This is a genomic window from Flavobacterium cellulosilyticum (assembly GCF_004349355.1).
In the GTDB taxonomy this organism is placed as follows: Bacteria; Bacteroidota; Bacteroidia; order Flavobacteriales; family Flavobacteriaceae; genus Flavobacterium; species Flavobacterium cellulosilyticum.
Genome location: NZ_SMFK01000021.1, coordinates 1 through 24,275 on the forward strand (window position 1 = coordinate 1; position 24,275 = coordinate 24,275).

Consider the following 24,275-nt stretch of genomic DNA (forward strand, 5'->3'; position numbering starts at 1 on the left):
CATCTTTGAGCTTTCTTTCAAGTTCCGAAATGCGTTCCTGTTCTGGCGTTTGCTTTAAATTGCCGTTCCCTGGAAAACTTCCTTGTCCGAACTCTTCATATTCTTTTCTCCATTTATACAACTGTGGAGCAGTAACTCCTAACTCTCTGGCCAGTTCTGAAATATTTGTTCTTTCAAAACTCAACTGGACTGCTTTCTCTTTAAAAGCTCGGTCATAAATTATTCGCGTTTTTTTCATAAATTAAAATTAAGGTTTTTATTCTTAACTTTTTATGCGGGTAAAGTTAGCATGTCCATAGTTCTGGTATTAATAATTTATATTTGAATACTAAATAAATTTACAAAAAAGCATGAAAAATTCCTTAGTATATATTTATATATTCTTGACTATAATTGCACCCTTTTTTTTGAATTCTTGTGGGTCAAATGAACCAGTAGATTCAAATTTTAAAAATACAAATTCAGGGACCACAGCAGGAATTTTTAAGGTAGATATTGATGGTAAAACCTTTGTTGCAGCATCAGTACAAGCATTAGTTAATGATAATTATATATCAATTTCGGGGCTAAAAACTCCAAGTGGAGAAATGGTTCAAATTACATTACCTGCTCCTTTTAACAAAGTTGGAACATACTCTTGGAAAAGCGTTAATGGTGCTGGAGGTATTATTGGATTAGTATACATTCCTACTAGCGGAGCAGCTCCATATATTAGTAGTTCCAAAGGTTCAGGAGGAGCTTCAGATAATATAGGATATACTGATACAGCTAGTATCACCATTACAAAAATAGATATTGTAAACAACAAAATATCAGGAAATTTTCAATTTACAGGAGTGAAATTTAAAGATTTGACAGGCACAAGTATTGAAACAAAAATACTGTCAAACGGTTCCTTTACAGATGTTACTTTTACTAAAGATATTCCTGTTCCAATAACAAATAATAGTTTTTCTGCAAAATTAGATGGATCAGTTTTTAGTCCAGTTTATATTGACGCTTTAAATTCTACAGGTAATATAAATATTATCGCCAGAAGAGGAACGGTTGAAACAATTGGTTTGTCGTTTCTGAATACAATTGCAGTAGGAACTTATCCTTTAGATTCTTTTATAGGAAATTATAAAGCAGGGTATATAAAAAACAATAATATAGATGGAAGTGGTATATTTAGTGTAAATACTGGTTCGATTACTATTACAAGTCATGATAAAATAAATAAAAAAGTAGCAGGAACTTTCAAGTTTTCAGCAATATCACTTATTGTTAGTGAAACCCACAACATTACGGAAGGAACTTTTAGTGTTTCATACTAAAAGTAGTACAATAAATACCAGTCCGCTTCTTTAAGCGGATTTTTTTTGGCATAATGATTGTCACTTTTCCATACTAAATGAATATTTGTAGTATTAGATTGATTTATTAAAAAATAGTAACCTGAAACCTTATATTTGTAATTCAAAGAATAATATTAATGACAAAAAGACTTAAATATAATTATGTCAAACCATAAAATACTTACACTTGACAATCTGTCACTTCAAGAATTCGATTCAGAAACGGAATTAATCCCTTTATTGACTCCTGAAGATGAAGAAGAAATGAACAACGAATCCTTGCCTGAATCCATATCAATTATTCCTTTGAGAAATATGGTGCTGTTTCCTGGAGTAGTTATTCCTATAACTGCTGGAAGAGACAAATCGATAAAGTTGATTAATGATGCCTATGCTGCAGGAAAAACAATAGGTGTTGTTGCACAAAAGAATGAAGAAATTGAAGATCCTACGAAAAAAGACATTCATAAAATAGGAACAGTTGCTCGTATTTTGAGGGTTTTAAAAATGCCTGATGGAAATGTTACTGTAATTCTTCAAGGGAAAAAACGTTTCGAAATTACAGAAGTAATAACTGAAGAACCATATATTACTGCAGCGATTAAAGAAATTGGAGAAAAAAGACCAAAGAAAAATGATACTGAATTTAATGCAATTATAGATTCTGTCAAAGAATTAGCCATTCAAATCATTAAGGAAAGTCCAAGTATTCCAAGTGAAGCAACATTTGCTATCAAAAATATTGAGAGCCAATCGTTTTTGATCAATTTTGTAACTTCTAATATGCAGTTATCTGTAGAAGAAAAACAAAATTTATTGTCTATAAATGCTTTAAAACAAAGAGCATTAGAAACGCTTCGTTATATGAATGTTGAGTTTCAAAAATTGGAATTAAAAAATGATATTCAATCTAAAGTACGTTTTGATCTAGACCAACAACAACGCGAATATTTTCTTCATCAACAAATGAAAACCATCCAAGAAGAATTGGGAGGCGTTTCGCAAGAAGAAGAAATGGACGAAATGAGTTTGAAAGCCAAGACAAAAAAATGGGACGAAAAAACGCAAAACCATTTTGAAAAAGAATTGTCAAAAATGCGTCGAATGAATCCTCAAGCACCTGATTTTGGAATTCAAAGAAATTACTTAGAATTGTTTTTAGATTTGCCTTGGAATGAATATTCTAAAGATAATTTTGATTTAAAAAGAGCACAAAAAATTCTGGACAGAGATCATTTTGGTTTAGAAGATGTAAAGAAAAGAATGATAGAGCATTTGGCAGTTTTAAAATTGCGAAATGATATGAAATCACCAATAATCTGTTTGACAGGACCTCCAGGTGTGGGTAAAACCTCTATCGGGAAATCGGTTGCCGAAGCTTTAGGAAGAGAATATGTGAGAATTTCTCTTGGAGGTTTGCGTGACGAAGCGGAAATCCGTGGTCATAGAAAAACATATATTGGTGCGATGCCCGGACGAATTATTCAAAGCTTAAAGAAAGCCGGAACATCAAATCCTGTTTTTGTATTGGACGAAATCGATAAATTATCTAATAGTCATCAGGGAGATCCTTCATCTGCTTTATTAGAAGTTTTGGATCCAGAACAAAACAATTCCTTTTATGATAATTTCCTTGAAATGGGTTATGATTTATCAAAGGTGATGTTTATAGCTACTTCAAACAATATTAATGCTATTCAACCTGCTTTGAAAGACAGAATGGAAGTTATTAAAATGTCGGGTTACACAATCGAAGAAAAAGTAGAAATTGCACGCCAGCACTTGTTTCCGAGACAATTAAAGGAACATGGATTAACAACCAAGGATTTGTCTATTGGCGTTAAGCAACTCGAAAAAATAGTAGAAGGTTATACACGTGAATCGGGTGTTCGTGGTTTAGAAGCTAAAATCGCTCAAGTTATTCGAAATGCTGCCAAATCTATTGCGATGGAGGAGGAATACAATAAGAAAGTAACCAATGAAGATATTATTGAAGTTCTTGGCGTTCCGAGATTAGAACGTGATAAATATGAGAATAATGATATTGCAGGAGTTGTAACTGGTCTGGCTTGGACAAGTGTAGGAGGAGATATTCTATTTATAGAATCCTTGATTTCACCTGGAAAAGGGGCAATGACTATTACTGGAAATTTAGGGAATGTAATGAAAGAATCGGCAACGATAGCTATGGAATATATTAAAGCTAACGCTGAACAATTAGGAGTAAATCCAGAAATGTTATCTAAATATAATATTCACTTACATGTTCCAGAAGGAGCAACCCCAAAAGATGGACCAAGTGCAGGAATTGCTATGCTAACTTCATTAGTTTCTGTTCTTACACAAAAGAAAGTGAAGAAAGGAATTGCAATGTCTGGTGAGATTACTTTACGTGGAAAAGTATTGCCAGTTGGTGGATTAAAAGAAAAAATATTAGCAGCAAAAAGAGCTAATATTAAAGAAATTATTTTGTGTGAAGAAAATAAAAGCGACATTGACGAAATAAAACCAAAATACATTGAAGGACTAACTTTTCACTATGTAAAAGAGATGGGAGATGTTTTAAAAATTGCAATCACCGATCAAAAGGTTAAAAATGCTAAAATATTATAAGTAAGTATTTATGATAAATAAATTCCATTCCGAATTTTTCGGAATGGAATTTTTATTTAATCTTGAGTTTCCTCGTAAACTTCATAAGGAAAACAAGAATTAATACTATTATAATTTTATCTTCGCATTTGCGTTTTAAAGTACCGGACAGCAATTTCAAGTATGCAAAAAAAACTTATATTATTCTTTATATTTTCAATTAGTTCTTTGACCTATAGTCAAATAGGAGGAAAGTATGTATATCAGTTTTTAAACTTAGTAATATCACCAAGGCAGGCCGCTTTAGGCGGAAAAACGATTACTATTTATGATGATGATGTAAATCAAGCACTGTTTAATCCTGCAACTATAAATCCAGATATGGACAATCATTTAGCATTGAATTATGGAAGTTATTTTGGAGGAGTGAGTTATGGAACAGCTTCTTATGCGTATACATATGACCGTCATTTACAAACTTTTCATATAGGAGTCAATTATGTTAATTATGGAAATTTTGAAGGATATGATGAAAATGGTCTCTACACAAATCAATTTACGGGTAGTGAAATCGCACTTTCGTTAGGATACTCCTATAATGTTCCCAATAGTAATTTATTTTTAGGAGTAAATGGAAAATTAATTTCTTCTTCATTAGAAACGTACAATTCCATAGGTGGAGCAATTGATTTAGGAGCTATTTTTATTGATGAAGCAAATGATGTCAATTGGGCTTTTGTAATTCGTAATATTGGAACTCAATTTACTACTTATTCCGGCATCAATGAAAAATTACCTCTAACTATTATGGCAGGTGTTTCACAAGAATTAGAAAATGTTCCAATACGATGGCATCTTACTTTAGATAATTTGCAGCAATGGAATGTTTCATTTTCAAACCCAAATCAATCTAAAAACTCAATCGATGGAAGTTCAAATGAGCAGAAAGTATCAATATTTGGAAATGCTTTTCGACATGTGATTTTTGGAGTAGAACTTTTTCCCAAAAAAGCTTTCAATCTAAGACTAGGTTATAACTTTAGAAGAGCTCAAGAATTACTAATTTTGGAACAAAGAAATTTTTCAGGATTGTCTGTTGGTTTTGGATTGAAAATGAATAAATTAAAATTTAATTATTCCTATTCGAAATATACTTTAGCAGGGAACACTAGTTTATTTGGATTAACAATTAACTTACAATAATATTATTTTGGATAAAAAAATTACTATCGCAATTGATGGGTTTTCTTCAACAGGGAAAAGCACATTGGCCAAAGAATTAGCCAAAGAATTAGGCTATGTATATGTAGACACTGGGGCAATGTATCGTGCGGTAACTTTTTTTGCAATGAAAAGCGGATATATTGCTAAAGATTTTTTTGAGGTTCAATTGCTTATAAATAGTTTGAAAATTATTAAATTAGAATTTAAATTTAATCCTGAATTAGGCTTTGCAGAAATGTATCTCAATGATGTTAATATTGAGAAAGAAATTAGGACACTTGAAGTTTCATCCTATGTTAGTAAAGTTGCCGAAATTTCCCAAGTTCGTGCAAAATTAGTAGAACAACAACAAGAAATGGGAAAAAATAAAGGAATCGTAATGGATGGTAGAGATATTGGAACTGTTGTTTTTCCTGATGCCGATTTAAAAATATTTATGACCGCAAGTCCATTAACCCGTGCCGAAAGACGTTTCAAGGAATTAACCAGAAATGGTGACACGGTAACCTTTGAAGCAGTATTAAAAAATGTTCAAGAACGGGATTATATAGATACACATCGAGAAGATTCTCCTTTAGTTAAAGCTAATGACGCTATAGAATTCGATAATTCTAATATAACAAAACAAGAACAATTTTTAAAAATCATGAAATTAATCAAGTCATAGAATACCGCATTTGAATTAATAAAATTTAGAGCCTTGCAATTTTGTAAGGCTTTTTTTGTAAATATTCGGATCTTATAAAGTCTTTTTTTTTATATTATATTTTATAACTCATTCATAAATACATCATAATTGTAGGAAAAAATATAAGAAATAAAATAATTTATGTATTTAGTCGGTTATATTATATATTTAAACGGAAATGTGATTATATTTACAGAAAAATAAAGATAAGTTCTTATATAAATAAATCTAAAGAAGTTTGCCCCACAATCTACTTTAAACTTAATCCAATTTTTATATGAAAGTAAAATTACTTAGTGCATTATTGCTAGTTGCAATAATACTCACAATGAATTCTTGCACTACAGATAATTCTGAAAATGCCACATCTTCAGTTAATAGTCAAGAAGTATTGAATTATACATATGATGCTTCAGAAATTGAAGCTATGACTTTAATAAATAATTATAGAGTAAGTATTGGATTAACTGCTTTGAAAGAAATTAAACATATTTCTTATAAATCAGAGGAACATGATCATTATATGATAGCAAATAATGTTGTAAATCATAATGATTTTGTTGCCCGTTCAGAAAATATTATGAAAGTTTTAGGTGCAAAAAGAGTAAGTGAAAATATAGCCTATAATTATAATTCACCACAAGCTGCTATAAATGCATGGTTGAATAGTCCAAATCATAAAGAAAATATTGAAGGAGATTTTACAAATTTTGGTATTGCAATAAGAGTTGATCCAGATGGTAAAAAATATTACACCAATATTTTTGTAAAAATATAAATAAAGATTTTTTTTTTGGTTTTTGAAAGCTGCCTACTTTGGCGGCTTTTTTTATTTACAGTACAATAGTTTGTAGTTTACTCGAAGATCTTCATAATTTGACATTATGAATATTTGTTATACTTTCTTAAGTGTATTTAATTTTTATTTTGAATAAACTGAACAATTTTTTCAATTACAATGGGATTTCCTAATATTTTTTGATGACCTAATTCTTCTGTAATAAAAATTTCTCCGTTTATTAAATGTTTTTGAATGTTTATTGCGGCCGTTATAGGAACTTCTTTGTCATTTTTATCGTGAATGACTAAAACTGGAATTGTTACTTCCATTGCTGATTTATAAGCTGAAAAATTATTTATATCTTCCCCATATTTATTTTCAAAATGCAAACGTAATTGGGTGCTTGCATTTGGGCTTAATCCCAGTTTTTTTACAAAACTATCGAGAATATCCTGAACAATATCTCCACTACCGATGATAACCAAATTTTTTAAGATTAATCCTTTTTTTACAGCATTCAATAATGACATTCCGCCTAGTGAATGACCAATAGCCGCTTCAAACGGGCCGAATTGTTTTTCAATTTCAAGAATTGTTTCTACAAATTCAGATAGTATAGTTGTTTTTCCTGGGGATTTTCCATGAGCAGGTGCGTCAAAACTTATTGTTGAATATCCTGCATTTATTAATTCATCTGCTATTTTGAATAGTTGAGTTCCTCGACCGGACCAACCATGAGTCAATAAAATTTTCTTCTTACTATTTCCATATTCATAAATAACTACTTCCTTATTAATTGAAGGAATTTGAATTAATTTTTGAGCACTTTTGTAGTCCATTTCAATTTCTCTTTTTGGAATATTATGTTTTATGGGCATTCTAAATAATTTAGCAGCCAAATGTGTTGTGAGTTTTGGAGAAATTAACGAGAAAAACTTAAAACAAAGTAGGATTATTTTAGAAGTTTTCAATGATTGAGATTGATTTGATGATTTTTTTGGCATTTAAATAAATTTTCAATTGAGTCACTATTATCTATATTTTTTACTAAATTTAGAAAAACATAAAAGTAGTTTAAAATCTAAATTTATTATGAATTTATTATTAATATTGAATTATATGAATATTGCTACTAATTAAAGGTAATTTATTATGCTGAACTGTAAAACGACAAAATCTCTAAAATGGAAATAATTCATATAGCTGCAGAATGTTATCCGGCAGCAAAAGTGGGTGGTTTGGGAGATGTTCTTGGAGCTTTACCCAAGTATCAGAAAAAAGCAGGACAGTTTGTAAAAGTTATAATTCCTTGTTATAAAACGAAATTTATTCAAGAAAATAATTTTGAAAACATTTATGATGGATTATTAAAATTAGGAAACTTTAAATTTCCTTATACTATTTTAAAAGAAAAAACAGGTAAATTAGATTTTGAAATGTATTTGGTATCAATTCCAGAATTATTTGATAGAAAAGAAGTTTATGGATATGAAGATGATATCGAACGCTTTTTATCTTTTCAAATTGCTACTTTGGATTGGATTAATTCATGCGAAAAAATCCCTGATGTTATAAATTGTCATGATCATCATACAGGTTTGATTCCTTTTATGATGTTATATGCCAATAAATATGAGAAATTGCGAAATGTACCAACAGTAATTACAATTCACAATTCAATTTATCAAGGGAAATTTGGATTTGATAAATTGTATTATTTACCTGAATTTGAATTAACAAAAGTAACAGTTTTACAATGGAATAACAAGATTAATTCATTGGCAACCGCCATAAAATGCGCTTCAGCAGTGACAACGGTTTCGCCTAATTATCTGAATGAAATTAATAATTTTGCCTACGGTTTAGAATCGTTATTTAACCTTGTTAGACATAAGTCCACAGGGATTTTGAACGGAATTGATATGGAAGTTTGGAATCCAGCCGAAGATGAATTGATTGAAAGGAATTATTCGATTAAAGATATTCTAAATGGAAAACAAGAAAATAAAGAAAAGTTATGTAGTCAATTTGATTTAGATCCTACAAAACCACTTTTTAGTTTCATCGGAAGATTGTTAGAAGAAAAAGGGGCCGATTTATTACCACATGCAGCTGCATTAGCTTTATCGGAACATTATAAAGAAATAAATATATTAGTTTTAGGTTCTGGAAACATTGAAATTGAAAATCAATTGAGTCATTTATTGACTGGTTTTAAGGGGAATTATAATGTGTTTATAGGCTATAATGAAAATTTAGCTCATTTAATTTATGCAGGTTCTGATTTTTTATTAATGCCATCAAGAGTGGAACCTTGTGGTTTGAACCAAATGTATTCATTACGATATGGAACAATTCCAATTGTTAGAAGAACTGGTGGTTTAAAAGATACGGTAATTGATTTTGGAGATGATGGAAATGGAATATGCCACGATCAAGCTTCGATTGCTGATATTTGTTATTCAATTCAAAGAGCAGTGAAATTATTTCAGGACAAAAAAAGCTTTAATAAAATTAGAAAATCAGGAATGAAAATAGATCATTCTTGGGAAAATGTTTGCCAAGAATATATAGAAATGTACAATTTAATACATAAATAAAAATGAAAACGAAAAGGAAAAATGTTATCGCAATTATTCTAGGTGGTGGACAAGGATCAAGATTGTCTCCTTTAACTGAGTCACGTTCAAAACCAGCTGTGCCTATTGCTGGAAAGTATAGGTTAGTTGATATTCCAATCTCAAACTGTATGAATTCCGATATTTATAGGATTTTCGTTTTAACCCAATTCAATTCGGCCTCCTTAAATGCGCACATTAAAAACACCTACCATTTTAGTATTTTTAGTCACGCTTTTGTTGATATTCTTGCAGCAGAACAAACTCCTGATAATGCAGGTTGGTTTCAAGGAACTGCTGATGCGGTTAGACAATGTATGCCTCATTTTTTAAACCATGATTTTGATTATGCCATGATACTCTCTGGAGATCAACTGTATCAAATGGATTTGAATGAAATGATTGAGGCTCATATAGAAAAGCAAGCCGATATTTCTATTGCAACTCTTCCAGTTAATGCCAAAGATGCAACAGATTTTGGTATTTTGAAAACAGCTGAAGATGGATCCATAGCATCATTTATTGAAAAACCAGCAAAAGAACTTTTGCCAGATTGGAAATCGGATGTTAGCGAAGAGATGAAAAGCCATGGAAAAGAATATTTAGCATCAATGGGAATTTATATTTTCAATAAACAATTTTTAGTTGATGTTATGTCAGATAATTCAACCAAAGATTTTGGAAAAGAAATTATTCCACAAGCAGTTGGAAATAAAAAAATTGTTAGTTTTCAATATGAAGGTTATTGGACTGATATAGGTAATATAGATTCCTTTTTTGAAGCAAATATTGGATTGACAGATGATGTTCCTCAATTCAACTTATTTGATAATGAAAATAAGATCTATACAAGACCAAGACTTTTGCCTCCTACAAAATTTAAAAAAACCAATATTGATCGTTCGTTAGTTTCAGATGGTTGTATTGTAAATGCAAAAGAAATTGTACGTTCTGTTATTGGGAATCGTTCTAGAATTGGTGATGAAACAATTATTCAAAATAGTTATGTTATGGGTAATGATTTTTATCAAAATATTGATGATATGAATGAAGATATTAAAAATAACAAACAGTTAGTAGGAATTGGAGAAAGATGTTTTATAAACAATGCAATTATAGATAAAAATTGTAGAATTGGAAACGATGTATTTATAAGTGGAGGAAAACATTTAGAAAATATTTCAAATCATTTGTATACCATTAAAGAAGGAATTGTAGTTGTCAAAAAAGGATCGGTTTTACCAGATGGCTATATTATCAAGTAATTACAAAAAGTTTTTATTTATATTTATTGAATTTTAATATTGAAAAATGCAGAATCAAACCCGAATTGTTATTGAAAATATTAAACCTCAAATTGATGGAGGTGTAAATTGTATTAAAAGAGTTGTTGGACAAGGTGTAATTGTAACGGCAGATGTATTTTCTGACGGTCATGATGTAATATCTTGTTGTGTAAAATACAAAAACGAATCAGATGATTACTGGCAAGAAGCTAGATTAAAAACAAGTGGAAACGATGAATGGATTGCAGAATTCGTAGTCGAAAAACAAGGTTATTACAGCTATTTTGTAGAAGGATGGGTTGATTATGCTTTGAATTGGCAGCATGGAATTGAAAGAAAAATTCAGGATAATCAACATGTGAATTCAGAATTATTAGAAGGTATCGAGTTTGTTAATGCAGTGCTGGAATTTGCCAATCATTCAGAGAAAGAGTTACTTGATAAAGCTGCTTATTTTTTTGCTAATCAGTCCGATTATGATCAAGCTATTCATATAGCAATGTCATCTGAATTGCATCAGATTTTTAAAAAATATCCAATTCGTTTTCTCGAAAATAGATCATCAGAATTAAAGGTTTATGTAGATAGAAAAAAAGCATTATTTAGCACATGGTACGAATTTTTTCCTCGATCGGCTTCAAATGAAGAAGGAAAACACGGAACCTTTAACGATTGTGAACGATTGTTGCCAAGAGTTGCTTCGATGGGTTTTGATACTTTATATTTTCCACCCATTCATCCAATTGGAGAAGTTAATAGAAAAGGTAAAAATAATGCTACCAATGCTCAACATGGTGATGTTGGTTCGCCATGGGGCATTGGCTCGCAATATGGAGGTCATAAATCGATACATCCACAATTAGGAAGTATTGATGATTTTAAATCTCTCGTTACCAAAGCAAAGGAATTAGGAATTGAAGTGGCAATGGATTATGCCTTGCAAGCTGCTCCTGATCATCCTTATGTAAAAGATTTTCCACAATGGTTCAAATGGCGTCCTGATGGAACAGTTCAATATGCTGAAAATCCACCAAAAAAATACCAAGACATTTTGCCAATTCATTATGAAAGTGGTGATTGGAAGAACTTATGGAAAGAATTACTTGATGTAGCCTTATTCTGGATCGAAGAATGTGATATCAAAATTTATAGAGTGGACAATCCACATACAAAACCATTCTATTTTTGGGGTTGGTTAATTGGCGAAATCAAGAAAAAACATCCAGATGTGTTGTTTTTAGCTGAAGCTTTTACTCGTCCAAAAATCATGAATGAGTTGGCAAAACAAGGTTTTAGCCAGTCATATACTTATTTTACTTGGAGAAATTCTAAAAAAGAATTGACTACATACGTTGAAGAATTAACACAATCGGAGCAAAAAGAATTTTACAGACCTAATTTTTGGCCTAATACACCTGATATCAACCCATTTGCTTTACAACGAGGAAATGAATCGGTACATTTACAGAAATATTTCTTGGCAGCCACCTTAAGTTCAAGTGTTGGAATTTATGGGCCAGTTTTCGAATATATGATTTCTACTCCATTGGCAGCCGGAAAAGAAGAGTATTTGGATTCAGAAAAATATGAAGTTATTAAATGGGATTGGGAAAAACGAAATGTAATCACGACTTTAATTTCTCGTATTAATACAATTAGAAAAGAGCAAGAATCGTTGCAACAAACTAATAATATTAAGTTTTGTGATACTAATAATGATCAAGTTATGGCCTACTACAAATTTAATGATGATAGACATAACGAAACCTTAATGGTTGCAAGTCTTGATTCGCAAAATACAAGTAGGGGCATGGTTCGACTTCCAATAGAATTATTAGGAAAATTACCAATTCAATTGACTGATTTAATTACCGGAAATAGTTATGTATGGGAGAATGAATGGAATTTTGTAGAGTTATCTGCTCAACTTCCTTTTCATCTGTTTAAAATTAACTCTTAAATAGATTTTACGAGAATACATTTCAAAATATTAATAAAAATATTGCATTTCATTATTTATGTATGCAAACCCAAAACAAAATAAAAATGAACAACAATGTACAAGCTTATTCACTTTTAACCGATTTCGATATCGATTTATTCAAGGCAGGAAAACATTTCAGATTATATGAAAAACTAGGTGCACATCTAATCGAAGTAGATGGTGTAAAAGGTGTTTACTTTGCTGTTTGGGCACCATCAGCTAGATCGGTTTCTGTTGTTGGAGATTTTAATTATTGGATTCAAGGCGATCATCAATTAAATGTACGTTGGGATTCATCAGGAATTTGGGAAGGATTTATCCCAGGAATTGATAAAGGAACAACATATAAATATAAGATTCAATCTAACAATGAAGGTTTGATTACTGAAAAATCGGATCCATTTGCTTTATATTGTGAACATCCGCCTCATACCGCTTCTGTTGTTTGGGACTTAGATTATAAGTGGAAAGATAAAAAATGGATGGATACGCGTAAAGACCATAATGGTTTAGACAAACCCTATTCCGTTTATGAAGTACATCTAGGTTCTTGGAAACGTAATGCCGAAGGGAATTTTTTGACCTATTTGGAATTTGCTGAAGATTTGGTTAATTATGTGAAAGAAACTGGATTTACCCATATTGAGTTTATGCCCATAATGGAATTTCCGTATGACCCATCATGGGGGTATCAGCTGGTAGGTTATTTTGCGCCAACTTCTCGTTTTGGAAAACCACAGGATTTTATGGTTTTAGTCGATAAATTACATCAAGCTGGAATTGGGGTAATATTGGATTGGGTTCCATCCCATTTTCCTGAAGATGCGCATGGTCTAGGATTTTTTGATGGTTCTAATCTTTTTGAACATCCAGATCGTAGAAAAGGGTATCATCCTGATTGGAAAAGTTTAGTTTTCAACTATGGACGTAACGAAGTACGTTCCTTTTTGATAAGTAATGCCATTTTTTGGTTGCAAAACTACCATGTTGATGGGCTTAGAGTAGATGCTGTAGCGTCTATGTTATATTTAGATTATTCTAGAGAAGATGGTGAATGGGAGCCAAATATATATGGTGGCAGAGAAAATCTAGATACTATAAGTTTTTTAAAAGATTTTAATGAAGCTGTATATTCTAATTTCGAAGGAGTTCAGACTATTGCTGAGGAAAGTACTTCTTTCCCTATGGTATCAAGACCGACCTTTGTTGGTGGATTAGGATTTGGAATGAAATGGATGATGGGCTGGATGCATGACACCTTAGAATATTTCAAAAAAGACACAGTGTATAGAAAATACCATCAAAATGAATTGACTTTTTCTATGACCTATACTTTTTCTGAGAATTTTATGCTGCCACTTTCTCATGATGAAGTAGTATATGGAAAAAAATCTATTGCAGGAAGAATGCCTGGTGATGAATGGCAAAAATTCGCGAATTTAAGACTGCTTTATGGTTATATGTTTACTCATCCTGGAACAAAATTATTGTTTATGGGAAGTGAATTTGGTCAGAGTTCCGAGTGGAATTTTGATGGAAGTCTAGATTGGCATTTATTGCAATATAACTATCATGAAGGCATCAAAAAAACAATTACTGATTTGAATGCACTCTATAAAACACAGCCTGCATTACATGAAAAACAATTTAGTCCAGAAACTTTCGAATGGATAAATTATTCTGACCATCAAAATGCTGTTATGTCTTACATTCGAAAAGGCCACAGTCCTGAAGATAATTTGATTGTTATTTGTAATTTCACTCAAGTTACTCGTGAAAATTATCGAATTGGATTATATAAAAAAGGGGAGTTGATAGCTGTTTTTAATAGTGATGCTGAAATATATGGTGGTAGTGGAGTAGAAAACACTACAAAATTAAAAGTCGAAGCATCGCCTTATGATGGTAGAGAATATTCGATTGAATTAACATTACCTCCATTAAGTGTTACCGTATATAAATTTAAATAATTAAATTTTTATTTTTTTTTAAACATCATTCTATGAATTTATTAATAATAATTCAAAGAATGGTGTTTTTTTTTAATAAAATTTATGAATATCATGACGTTTTAGGGGTAATCGTTATTGTTATTTTATGGTTTAAAGTATTTTTGTATTTTAGCCAAAATTAAAAGAGAGTAGTAAAAGTCAAAATATAAGTATAATATGATTACAAATACAGAGTTAGAATTCAAAGGGGATTTATATCCATCGAAAATTGTTTTGATGGAACAAGATGTTGATTCTGTGTTTTTTCATGCTGATAATAGTGTCATTTTAAAATTAACAGTATTAAGAGACAGTATGATTCGTTTTCGATATACTGTAAAAGGATATTTTTCAAATGATTTTTCTTACGCTATAGATAAAAGTCATTCTCATGGATATAATTTTCTTGAAGTAACAGAAGAAAATGATTATTACCAAGTAAAAACCAGTAAAGTAAAATGCAGAATTCAAAAAATTGATATGAGAGTTTCAATTTTTGATTTGAATGACAAAGTGATATTAGAAGATGAATTAGGTTTTCATTGGGAGGAATGTTATGAACACGGTGGAAACATTGTTAAAATGAGTAAAACTTCAAAGGACGGTGAATGTTTTTATGGACTAGGTGATAAAGCGACACAATTGAATTTGAAAGGAAAAAGAGTAGAAAATTTTGCCACCGATCAATATGCTTTTAGCAAAGATCAAGAGCCATTATATAAAGTTGTTCCTTTTTATATAGGATTACAAAAAAAACAATCTTACGGTATTTTCTTTGATAATACTTTTAGAACTTATTTTGATTTTTGCCAAGAACGTAGAAATGTAACAAGTTTTTGGGCTGAAGGAGGAGAAATGAATTATTACTTCATTTATGGTCCACAAATGCAAGATGTAGTTACTACTTATACAGATTTAACAGGAAAACCAGAATTACCACCTCTTTGGGCCCTTGGATATCATCAGTGTAAATGGAGTTATTTTCCAGAAAGTAATGTAAAAGAAATTACAGCAAAATTTAGAGACTTGAAAATTCCTTGTGATGCCATCTATTTAGATATTGATTACATGGAAGGATTTCGTTGTTTTACTTGGAACAAAGAATATTTTCCAGATCCAAAAAGAATGGTTGCGGAATTAGCTGCTGACGGATTTAAAACCATAGTAATTATTGACCCTGGAATTAAAATTGACAAAGAATATTCTGTATATAAAGAGGCATTAGAAAAAGATTATTTCTGTAAAAGAGCCGATGGACCTTATATGAAAGGCAAGGTTTGGCCTGGAGAATGTAACTTTCCTGATTATACTAATCCAGAAGTTAGAGAATGGTGGGCTGGATTATTCAAAGAATTAGTGTCTGAAATCGGTGTAAAAGGAGTATGGAATGATATGAATGAACCTGCAGTAATGGAAGTTCCTAATAAAACATTTCCAATGGATGTACGTCATGATTATGATGGGAATCCATGCAGTCATAGAAAGGCTCATAATATATATGGTATGCAAATGGCTAGAGCGACTTACCATGGTGTAAAACGTTTTGCTTATCCAAAAAGACCTTTTGTAATAACAAGATCTGCTTATGCTGGTGCACAACGTTATACTTCTTCTTGGACAGGCGACAATGTAGCTTCCTGGGAACATTTATGGATTGCGAATATCCAGGTTCAAAGAATGTGTATCTCTGGTATGGGATTCACAGGTTCCGATATTGGTGGTTTTGCAGAACAACCTTCTGGAGAATTATACGCTCGCTGGATTCAATTGGGGGTATTTCATCCATTTTGTAGAACCCATTCGTCGGGAGATCATGGAAATCAAGAACCATGGGCTTTTGATGAAGAAGTAATTGATATCACTCGAAAATTTGTAAACCTGCGGTATCAATTGTTACCTTATTTATATACCATGTTTTGGCAATATATTGAGGAAGGAATTCCTATGTTAAAGCCATTGGTTTATTTTGATCAAGAAGATATTCAAACACATTATAGAAACGATGAGTTTATTTTTGGTAATCAAATATTAGTTTGCCCTATTCTTGAACCTAATTCATTGGGTAGAAGAATGTACATGCCTCGGGGACAATGGTACAATTACTGGACTAGTGAATTAATTACAGGAGGAAAAGAATTATGGGTAGATACAAAATTCGACCAAATTCCAATGTTTATAAAAGCAGGAGCGATAATACCAAAGTATCCAGTTCAACAATATGTAGGAGAATTAGAATTTGATGAATTAGAATTGGACGTATACTATAAAGAAAGTAAGGAAAAATCCGTTGTATATGAAGATGCACAAGACGGATATGATTACAAAAAAGGAAGGTTTAGTTTATTATCGTTCACAACTATAGGTAAAGGAAATGAATTTTATATTCAATTGTATAAAGAAGGTAAATATGATACTAACTATACTAAATTTAAAATAAATTTAATCGGATTGCCATTTAAAGTAAAAGAAATTAGAATTGATAACGAGAAAATTACTTATGACAAAAGGATTTTTGATTCAAAAAATTATCTAATAATTGATAAAGAATTTACAGAATTAAATATTGTAGGTATCTAGATATAAAAATTATGATACTTTTTGATTTAATTTTATAAATTTAAGCTATTTAAAAGTTGTAATTTTATTGAAATTAAAAGATTATATATATGAAAAAGCACAAGTTATTAATTGGGATTTTTACACTAGGATTGTTTTTTTCGTGTGCTACAAACCCATTTACAGGAAAAAAAAGTTTGAATTTTGTATCTAATGCTGAATTATTCCCTTCTTCATTCCAACAGTATGGTACATTTATAAAGGAAAACAAGGTTATTTCTGGTACTATTGATGCAAGAAAGGTAGAAGCAGTTGGTATGAAAATTAAAAATGCTGCTGAACGTTGGCTTACTGCGAATGGTCAAGCTGGTTATTTGAAAGGTTATCAGTGGGAATATAATTTGATAGACAGTAAAGAAGTAAATGCTTGGTGTATGCCTGGCGGTAAAATTGTTGTTTATTCAGGTATTTTGCCAATTACTAAAGATGAAGCTGGATTGGCTACAGTTATGGGACATGAAGTGTCACATGCTTTGGCAAATCACGGTGCACAAAGAATGAGTGCGTCGCAATTGCAACAAATTGGTGCAGTTGGGGTAGCGGTAGCAACAGGAAGTCAAAGTGCAGAAAATCAACAAATGTGGCAACAATATTATGGTCTTGGATCTCAAGTTGGAGTTATGCTTCCGTTTAGTAGAAGCCACGAAAGTGAAGCGGATAAAATTGGTTTAATTTTAATGGCAATTGCAGGTTATAATCCTGACCAAGCAATAACTTTTTGGGAAAGAATGTCAGCCAATTCTGACGGGAATAAACCACCTGAATTTCTAAGTACGCACCCAGCCGATGCTACTAGAATAGCTAATTTGAAAAGATTAATTCCAGATGCTAAAGCTGAAGCATTGAAATTTGGGGTTGTTTTTAAATAATTAACTGTTTATTGTAAATAAACACTAAAATCTGACTCGTTTTTATTAAATGAGTCGGATTTTTTTATTTAATTATGTTTAAAAATTTACAAAACTCCAAGTTCGATCATACATTCTTTCATTATTTGATAGGTTCTCTCTATATTATTGTCTAACCCAATAGAAAAGCGAATTAATCCATCAGAAAGACCCATTGCTTTTTGTTCATCTAATGGAATTTCACTAGATGTTGAAGTACCTGGTGCACTAAAAAGAGTTTTATAAAATCCTAAACTTACTGCCAAATATCCTAGTTTTCTACTTTGCATTAATTCCATTAGTTCATTGGCTTTTTCCAATGTCAATTGTCATCATACCACCAAATCTGTACTTTGGATTGATCATTATGGCCTAAAATAAATAATAATTTTTAATGTTATATTTTCAATAATCACCCTTTAAGTTTTTTTTATACACAAAATATGTATATATTGCAAAATGGAACGGTTATTATGAATTAAAGTTGTACTATTCCAAAATACCAGCAATTAGCGGACATGCTACATTAGTGGTGTATAAAGTTAAGAATAAGAAGCTTAATTTAACTTATGATACTAGTAAGTAAAGTTTATCACTGAGCTTTTAAAGAAAAATTCAATATTATTTTTTTTCCTTTTTTAACTTTTGTAGTGTATTGAAAATTTTATGGTCTGTATATTTCATACTAGATAATAGAAAGATAAATAAATTTTTTATGTAAGACAGTTAATTTTTTTAATAAACAAGTCATTACATTAACATATTTATTACTACGTAGTTGATACGATTTATTGTCGTATTATTAAAACCTCTTAATTATTTGTTATTCAAATAATTATCTAAATTAATTAAATATAAACAGGACGTTTTATTGTTTTTACTATTTATCATGAATTACATATTTTAATGTAATCGATTACCTGTTTTTTGTTGGAATTAAATTCTAAATAAAACGATGCAATAGTATATGTTTTGAGGGTTTTATTTAGTTACAGGATTTTTTATGATACATAATTAAAAAATTAAATTATTTATTAAAAATATACATTTCAAACAGTGTATAAAACTATCCCTTAATAGGAATCAAAGATTAATATTAACCAGTTACTATTTTTTAAAAAACCAAATTATGATTTTAAAATGTTTATTTGAAAAAACTATTAAAAGTTTTTTTTTTATTTTTATGTTGCTCAGTTTATTTTTGAGTAACAAAACTTTTGCCCAAAGTGGAATAACCGTAAGTGGAATAGTTAAAGACGATACGGGTTTTCCGCTACCAGGAGTTAATATAGTTGAAAAGGGAACAAAGAATTTTTCAATTACTGACATGGATGGGAGATATAGGGTTAAAATATCAACGAATAAGCCAGTTTTAGTAATCAGCTATATTGGATTTGATTCTCAATCTGTTACTGTTGGTGAGAGAGCAATTGTTAATGTATCTCTAAAACCAAATTCAGAGACTCTTGACGAAGTTACCATAGTTTCTTATGGTTATGGAACCATTAAAAAAGAAAATTTAACAGGAGCTGTTGCTTCAATTACTGCAAAAGATTTAGCTAAAATTCCGGTTACCAATGTTGCGGAAGCAATGGCGGGTAGACTTGCAGGGGTAACAGTGCAATCTGTTGATGGTGCTCCGGGATCTGATATAGTAATTCGTGTAAGGGGTGGTGGCTCAATTACCCAAGACAATTCTCCTTTATATGTAGTGGATGGATTTATTGTGAGTAACTTAAATGACATACCACCAGGGGATATTCAAAGTATAGATGTGTTAAAAGATGCTGCAACGACTGCAATATATGGAGCGCAAGGTGCAAATGGTGTAGTGGTAGTTACTACAAAAAGACCTAGAGGAGGCAAAACTACCGTTAACTTTAATCAATACATGCAAATAGGAATTTTGCCTAAGGATAGACAATATGAAGTTTTGTCTCCTTATGAATTTGTGACAATGCAATATGAAAAAGCAAGGCTTTCTTCTCAAACAGACGTAGATAGATTTGAAAAGTTTTTTGGAAAATACGATGATTTAGAGTTGTATAAATCTAAAAAACCATCTGACTGGCAAAAGGAAGTGCTAGGAAAGTCTGTTGTTTCGTATTACAGGAACTTAAGTGTTTCGGGAGGTAGTGAGTCAACAAAATTTAATTTTAGTTATTCTTCCAATAAAGACGAAGGCTTGATGATAGGTTCTGGACAAAAGAGAAATATAATCAACTTTAAATTTAATCACGACATTTCAAAGAAATTAAAAGTTGATTTGTCTGCTAGAATTTCAAATAGAGTAGTAGATGGAGCTGGTTCTTCTGGAGGATCTTCAATAAGAATTAAAAACATTCTTACTGCAAGACCAACTAATGGTATTGCTGATGAATTAACATTTGACGATACTAATTTACTTGATGATGATCAATATGAAGCCTTTTTATTAACTTTAGTAGATCCCAAGAAATTAACAGAGCAAGATTGGAGAAAGAGAACCTATAAAAGTTATGTTTTAAATGCTGGTATAACTTGGGATATCTTAGATAATTTAACATTTAAATCTACACTATCATCTGGTACGGATTACAATGAAAATCTTCGATTTTATGGGCCTTTGACAAGTGAGTCTATCCAAGCTGGTAATGGTTTGCCTTTAGGTCTCAAGGGTAATTCAGAAGGGTCTTCTTACAGACTCTCTAATACGATGAATTATGATCTTAAAAATACGGGAAAACATCAATTAGGTATATTGTTAGGTCATGAGGTTAGGTCTCAAGGTGGAAAATCGGAATCAGTTAGATCAGAAGATTTTAGAGAGACTATTACACCTGAAGAATTGTTTGCTAACATGGTTTTAGGTACAACCGTGGAGCATTCAACTTCTGAAAGTACAGATGAAAATTGGTATTCGGTATTTGCAAGAGCCAATTATTCGTACAATGATAAATATTTATTAACCGCGACTGTTCGTCGTGATGCTTCTAGTAAGTTTTTAGGGGCTAATAATATCGGAATCTTTCCTGCTTTTTCTGTGGGTTGGAAAATCACAAGCGAACCGTTTTTAAGAGATTCTAAAATTTTCAATGAGTTGAAATTAAGATTTGGATTTGGAGATGTAGGTAATGACAGAATTCCTTCGAATTCAACTAAATTAATATATGTTGCAAATACAAATAAAGGACCAGGCTTTGGTGACAATACTAACGATTCTTATTATAACGTTTCCGGTAGTGTTTTGTATAATCCTGATTTGATTTGGGAGACTACAACAACTCGGAATTTAGGGTTGGATTTTAGATTATTTAATTCGGTTATCAATGGTAGTTTAGATGTTTATAGAAATACCACTAGAGACTTATTATTGCAAGCAGCTGTGTCTCCGATATCAGGATTTAATTCTCAGTATAATAATATTGGTGCCACTTCTAACAAAGGGATAGAATTGGCGTTTAATGCCAACTTGATTAATAAAGCTGATTATAGCTTAGGATTAACAATGAATTTCGGAATGAATGACACCAGAATCGATGCACTTGATGGAACTAATGATCGTTTTTTTCAGTCTAGTTGGGCGAGCACCGATTTGAAAGATGGGGAAGATTATTATTTAAAAGTAGGTGAATCAATTGGGTTAATTTATGGTTATGTAAATGACGGTATGTATTCTGTAGATGATTTTGAAAGCTATAATGATGTTACAAGAAATTATGTTTTGAAAGATGGTGTTCCTGATGATTCGGGTACTCTTGGAACAACTGTTAAGCCAGGATATATGAAATTGAAAGATGTAAATGAAGATGGTGAGATAAATAGCGATGACCGTAAAGTAATTGGAAATGCATTGCCAAAAGCACAAGGAGGGTTTGGATTAAACGGGACATATAAAGGATTTGATTTAACCGCATTTTTTAACTGGTCCTATGGTAATGATATCTACAATACGGGAAAAATTGATTACAATCAGTTGTATCGTACTACCTACGGAAATATGTTGAATACTATGAATTCCTCCAACAGATTTACCTATATTGATACAAATGGTAGTTATACTGGAGTAGCAGGAGGTATTGTTACTGATTTAGTACAATTAGGAGAAATGAATCAAGGGAAGACAATATGGAGTGGAAGCAATTCTTTTGGAGCTGCGAGACCCGTTATTTCTGATTGGGCAGTTGAAGATGGTTCTTACTTAAGATTAAATAATGTAACCATTGGTTATACACTTCCATTGAAAGATTTCAAAAAATCAATCCTTTCCAATTTACGTTTTTATGTTACAGGATCTAATTTGGCTTTATGGACGAAATATTCCGGTTATGATCCAGATGTAAATTCAAATAGGAGAAATGATGCTTTTTCAGCTTTAACTCCTGGTTTAGATTACTCCTCTTATCCAAGAAGCAGAACTTTTACCTTTGGAGTAAATGCTACTTTTTAATCTAAAAGCGATTCAATTAAAAAATATAATAAAATAAAAAATAATAATATGAATAATTTCATTAAAAAAACGGTGATCCTCTTAATAGCATTCAGTATGAATGGCTGTTCAGATTTTTTAGATCCAAATTCTTTGTCAACATACGATACGGATTATTTGTTTTCTAATTTGGATGATGCCAGGAAAGCAACTAATTCGATTTATGCCAGTTTTGGACAAGATGCATTTAGATCCAGGTTGTCTTCAAATATGCAAGGAAATACAGATATTGAAGCAAATGGTAATTTAACGAGTACCAGTGCCCGATATGAGTTATGGGGATTAAGGGCTGGAGAAAACAATAGTGATACAAAAGTAGTTTGGGAAATTGCTTATAAAGCAATTAGAGATAGTAATATTGTTATTGATGGTATTCATGAAAGTAAAGGGTATAGCTCAAATGATATAGTTCTAGTAGCTGGTTTGAATCAGTTATTAGGAGAAGCCTACACACTTAGAGCCTATTGGTATAGTATGCTTATTTTTACTTTTGGCGATGTTCCATTTATTAAGGTAGCTCCTAAAGCAGGTGTTGATTTTAATTTGCCTAAGGAAGACAGAAATGTAATCCTATCTTCAGTTATTCAAGACATGATAGATATTGAACCTAATATGAAATGGGCAGATCAATTGCCTTATGGAATTGAGCAAGTAAATAGAGAGTTTACTCTAGGGATGATTGCTAGGCTATCATTGCAAAGAGGCGGGTATTCCTTGAAACCAGATTTAACAATGGCCAGAGAAAGTGATTATTTAGATTATTATGCCATTGCAAGAGATTATTCAAATAAATTAATTACTCTCAAAGATAGAGCATTACCGGTTGATTTTGGTCAAATATTCAGAAATGAATGTGAGTTTATTACACCCAAAAATAGTGATGTATTATTTGAAGTTCCTTTTGCCATTGGAGAAGGAGATGTGGCATGGAATATTGGAATTCGAGTTAATGGTGGGCCTTATGGAACGGGATCTAACTATATGAATATACCTGCAACTTATTATTACTCCTTTGATTTCAAAGATAAAAGAAGAGATGTAACCTGTGGATTGTATGAAAGAGATGTCGATTTTGTACAACAAATCGTTAGTGTTGGAGCTATTTCACAAGGAAAATGGAGTAGAGAATGGTTAAAAGTTGCTCCAGGAAAAGGAACCTCAAAAGGTACTGGAATCAACTGGCCATTGTTGAGATATTCTGATGTGTTATTAATGTATGCAGAATCAGTTAACGAAATAAGTGGTCCTACAGCTGCCGCTAAAGAAGCTTTATCTCGTGTAAGAAAAAGAGCTTTTGATGTTGCCGATTGGCCTACAAAAGTAGTTCAATACGTAACAAATGTTTCTGCAAGTAAAGGTGCTTTTTTTAATGCAATTGTCGATGAAAGAGCATGGGAATTTGGAGGAGAATTAACCCGTAAATCAGAATTGATTCGATGGAATTTGTATGATGTAAAAATCAAAGAAACGGTAGAAGGTTTGCATAAATTAGCAGATGATGCTTATTATGGTTTTGGTGAATTGCCAGATTATATTTGGGCAAAAAATAATATAGACGGTACTTTAACAATATTGAATCGGGATTATAAACAAGTTGCAACACCTGCAGACCCAGCTTATATTCGATACAAATGGTTAATCGACATTAAGAAAACCTCAGATCCAACAACATATAATTCTTTTATAGAAACAAACTTTTCCGCATATACTTTTCCTGTTAAATATATTTCACCTATTCCAGCTGTTGGAATTGTCAATAGTCTGGGTGTTTTGAAAAATGATGGATATGGATTTACTAACTAA

At 31.3% G+C, this 24,275-nt stretch carries 15 protein-coding genes and 1 pseudogene; 13 read left to right on the forward strand and 3 right to left on the reverse strand.

Annotated features, from left to right (window positions below; all coding sequences use genetic code 11):
• Positions 1 to 238, reverse strand: a 238-nt coding sequence (locus E0F76_RS18040) for a transposase (RefSeq protein WP_132009553.1), incomplete at its 3' end; no start/stop codon positions are given.
• 112 nt (positions 239 to 350) lie between these two features.
• On the opposite strand from E0F76_RS18040, the gene E0F76_RS18045 reads away from it, so the two are divergent.
• The 5 genes from E0F76_RS18045 (at position 351) to E0F76_RS18065 (ending at position 6,619) form a co-directional block, all read left to right on the forward strand.
• Complete coding sequence (locus tag E0F76_RS18045) at positions 351 to 1,316, forward strand: DUF6252 family protein (RefSeq protein ID WP_132009562.1); 966 nt, start codon at positions 351 to 353, stop codon at positions 1,314 to 1,316.
• A 183-nt stretch (positions 1,317 to 1,499) separates the two neighbouring features.
• Entirely contained in the window at positions 1,500 to 3,950 is a 2,451-nt protein-coding gene (gene lon / locus E0F76_RS18050; RefSeq protein WP_132009565.1) for an endopeptidase La, read from the forward strand.
• Between the two features lie 162 nt (positions 3,951 to 4,112).
• Positions 4,113 to 5,132 carry a type IX secretion system protein PorQ gene (gene porQ, locus E0F76_RS18055; RefSeq protein ID WP_132009568.1) on the forward strand — a complete coding sequence of 340 codons (1,020 nt, stop codon included), beginning with the start codon at positions 4,113 to 4,115 and terminating at the stop codon, positions 5,130 to 5,132.
• Positions 5,133 to 5,139: 7 nt separating this feature from the next.
• Positions 5,140 to 5,820 (forward strand): (d)CMP kinase, encoded by a 681-nt coding sequence (gene cmk / locus E0F76_RS18060; RefSeq protein WP_132009571.1) that lies wholly within the window; start codon positions 5,140 to 5,142, stop codon positions 5,818 to 5,820.
• 298 nt (positions 5,821 to 6,118) lie between these two features.
• Positions 6,119 to 6,619, forward strand: a complete 501-nt coding sequence (locus E0F76_RS18065; protein ID WP_132009574.1) for a CAP domain-containing protein — start codon at positions 6,119 to 6,121, stop codon at positions 6,617 to 6,619.
• A 137-nt stretch (positions 6,620 to 6,756) separates the two neighbouring features.
• On the opposite strand, the gene E0F76_RS18070 is transcribed toward E0F76_RS18065, so the two are convergent.
• On the reverse strand, positions 6,757 to 7,626 hold the full coding sequence (locus E0F76_RS18070; protein WP_132009577.1) for an alpha/beta fold hydrolase: 870 nt from the start codon (positions 7,624 to 7,626) through the stop codon (positions 6,757 to 6,759).
• A gap of 180 nt (positions 7,627 to 7,806) precedes the next feature.
• Here E0F76_RS18070 and E0F76_RS18075 point away from each other — a divergent pair, with 180 nt between their 5' ends.
• The 6 genes from E0F76_RS18075 to E0F76_RS18100 all read left to right on the forward strand — a co-directional run bounded on the left by E0F76_RS18075 (position 7,807) and on the right by E0F76_RS18100 (position 17,986).
• A complete protein-coding gene (locus E0F76_RS18075) occupies positions 7,807 to 9,222 on the forward strand; it encodes a glycogen synthase (RefSeq protein WP_132009580.1) in 1,416 nt (471 codons plus the stop codon).
• Between the two features lie 2 nt (positions 9,223 to 9,224).
• Positions 9,225 to 10,505: a glucose-1-phosphate adenylyltransferase gene (locus E0F76_RS18080; protein WP_132009583.1), complete on the forward strand. Its 1,281-nt coding sequence runs from the start codon at positions 9,225 to 9,227 to the stop codon at positions 10,503 to 10,505.
• Between the two features lie 46 nt (positions 10,506 to 10,551).
• Positions 10,552 to 12,486 (forward strand): alpha-1,4-glucan--maltose-1-phosphate maltosyltransferase, encoded by a 1,935-nt coding sequence (locus E0F76_RS18085; RefSeq protein ID WP_132009586.1) that lies wholly within the window; start codon positions 10,552 to 10,554, stop codon positions 12,484 to 12,486.
• An 86-nt stretch (positions 12,487 to 12,572) separates the two neighbouring features.
• Complete coding sequence (gene glgB / locus E0F76_RS18090) at positions 12,573 to 14,480, forward strand: 1,4-alpha-glucan branching protein GlgB (protein WP_132009589.1); 1,908 nt, start codon at positions 12,573 to 12,575, stop codon at positions 14,478 to 14,480.
• Positions 14,481 to 14,678: 198 nt separating this feature from the next.
• Positions 14,679 to 17,078 (forward strand): glycoside hydrolase family 31 protein, encoded by a 2,400-nt coding sequence (locus E0F76_RS18095; protein WP_132009592.1) that lies wholly within the window; start codon positions 14,679 to 14,681, stop codon positions 17,076 to 17,078.
• An 89-nt stretch (positions 17,079 to 17,167) separates the two neighbouring features.
• On the forward strand, positions 17,168 to 17,986 hold the full coding sequence (locus tag E0F76_RS18100; protein ID WP_132009595.1) for a M48 family metallopeptidase: 819 nt from the start codon (positions 17,168 to 17,170) through the stop codon (positions 17,984 to 17,986).
• 86 nt (positions 17,987 to 18,072) lie between these two features.
• On the opposite strand, the pseudogene E0F76_RS18105 reads toward E0F76_RS18100, so the two are convergent.
• Positions 18,073 to 18,370: pseudogene (locus E0F76_RS18105) on the reverse strand (PLP-dependent transferase); the annotation flags it as partial.
• An 835-nt stretch (positions 18,371 to 19,205) separates the two neighbouring features.
• On the opposite strand from E0F76_RS18105, the gene E0F76_RS18110 reads away from it, so the two are divergent.
• Together E0F76_RS18110 and E0F76_RS18115 are read left to right on the forward strand one after the other, a co-directional pair.
• Positions 19,206 to 22,433, forward strand: a complete 3,228-nt coding sequence (locus E0F76_RS18110) for a SusC/RagA family TonB-linked outer membrane protein (protein WP_220398948.1) — start codon at positions 19,206 to 19,208, stop codon at positions 22,431 to 22,433.
• Positions 22,434 to 22,481: 48 nt separating this feature from the next.
• Positions 22,482 to 24,275 (forward strand): RagB/SusD family nutrient uptake outer membrane protein, encoded by a 1,794-nt coding sequence (locus E0F76_RS18115; protein ID WP_132009598.1) that lies wholly within the window; start codon positions 22,482 to 22,484, stop codon positions 24,273 to 24,275.

Excerpts from the sequence above, each read along its gene's own strand:
- lon (WP_132009565.1), top strand. The coding sequence starts at position 1,500 with ATGTCAAACCATAAAATACTTACACTTGACAATCTGTCACTTCAAGAA.
- glgB (WP_132009589.1), top strand. The coding sequence starts at position 12,573 with ATGAACAACAATGTACAAGCTTATTCACTTTTAACCGATTTCGATATC.
- porQ (WP_132009568.1), top strand. The coding sequence starts at position 4,113 with ATGCAAAAAAAACTTATATTATTCTTTATATTTTCAATTAGTTCTTTG.
- E0F76_RS18115 (WP_132009598.1), top strand. The coding sequence starts at position 22,482 with ATGAATAATTTCATTAAAAAAACGGTGATCCTCTTAATAGCATTCAGT.
- E0F76_RS18070 (WP_132009577.1), bottom strand. The coding sequence starts at position 7,626 with ATGCCAAAAAAATCATCAAATCAATCTCAATCATTGAAAACTTCTAAA.
- E0F76_RS18095 (WP_132009592.1), top strand. The coding sequence starts at position 14,679 with ATGATTACAAATACAGAGTTAGAATTCAAAGGGGATTTATATCCATCG.
- E0F76_RS18075 (WP_132009580.1), top strand. The coding sequence starts at position 7,807 with ATGGAAATAATTCATATAGCTGCAGAATGTTATCCGGCAGCAAAAGTG.
- E0F76_RS18100 (WP_132009595.1), top strand. The coding sequence starts at position 17,168 with ATGAAAAAGCACAAGTTATTAATTGGGATTTTTACACTAGGATTGTTT.
- E0F76_RS18080 (WP_132009583.1), top strand. The coding sequence starts at position 9,225 with ATGAAAACGAAAAGGAAAAATGTTATCGCAATTATTCTAGGTGGTGGA.
- E0F76_RS18085 (WP_132009586.1), top strand. The coding sequence starts at position 10,552 with ATGCAGAATCAAACCCGAATTGTTATTGAAAATATTAAACCTCAAATT.
- E0F76_RS18065 (WP_132009574.1), top strand. The coding sequence starts at position 6,119 with ATGAAAGTAAAATTACTTAGTGCATTATTGCTAGTTGCAATAATACTC.
- E0F76_RS18045 (WP_132009562.1), top strand. The coding sequence starts at position 351 with ATGAAAAATTCCTTAGTATATATTTATATATTCTTGACTATAATTGCA.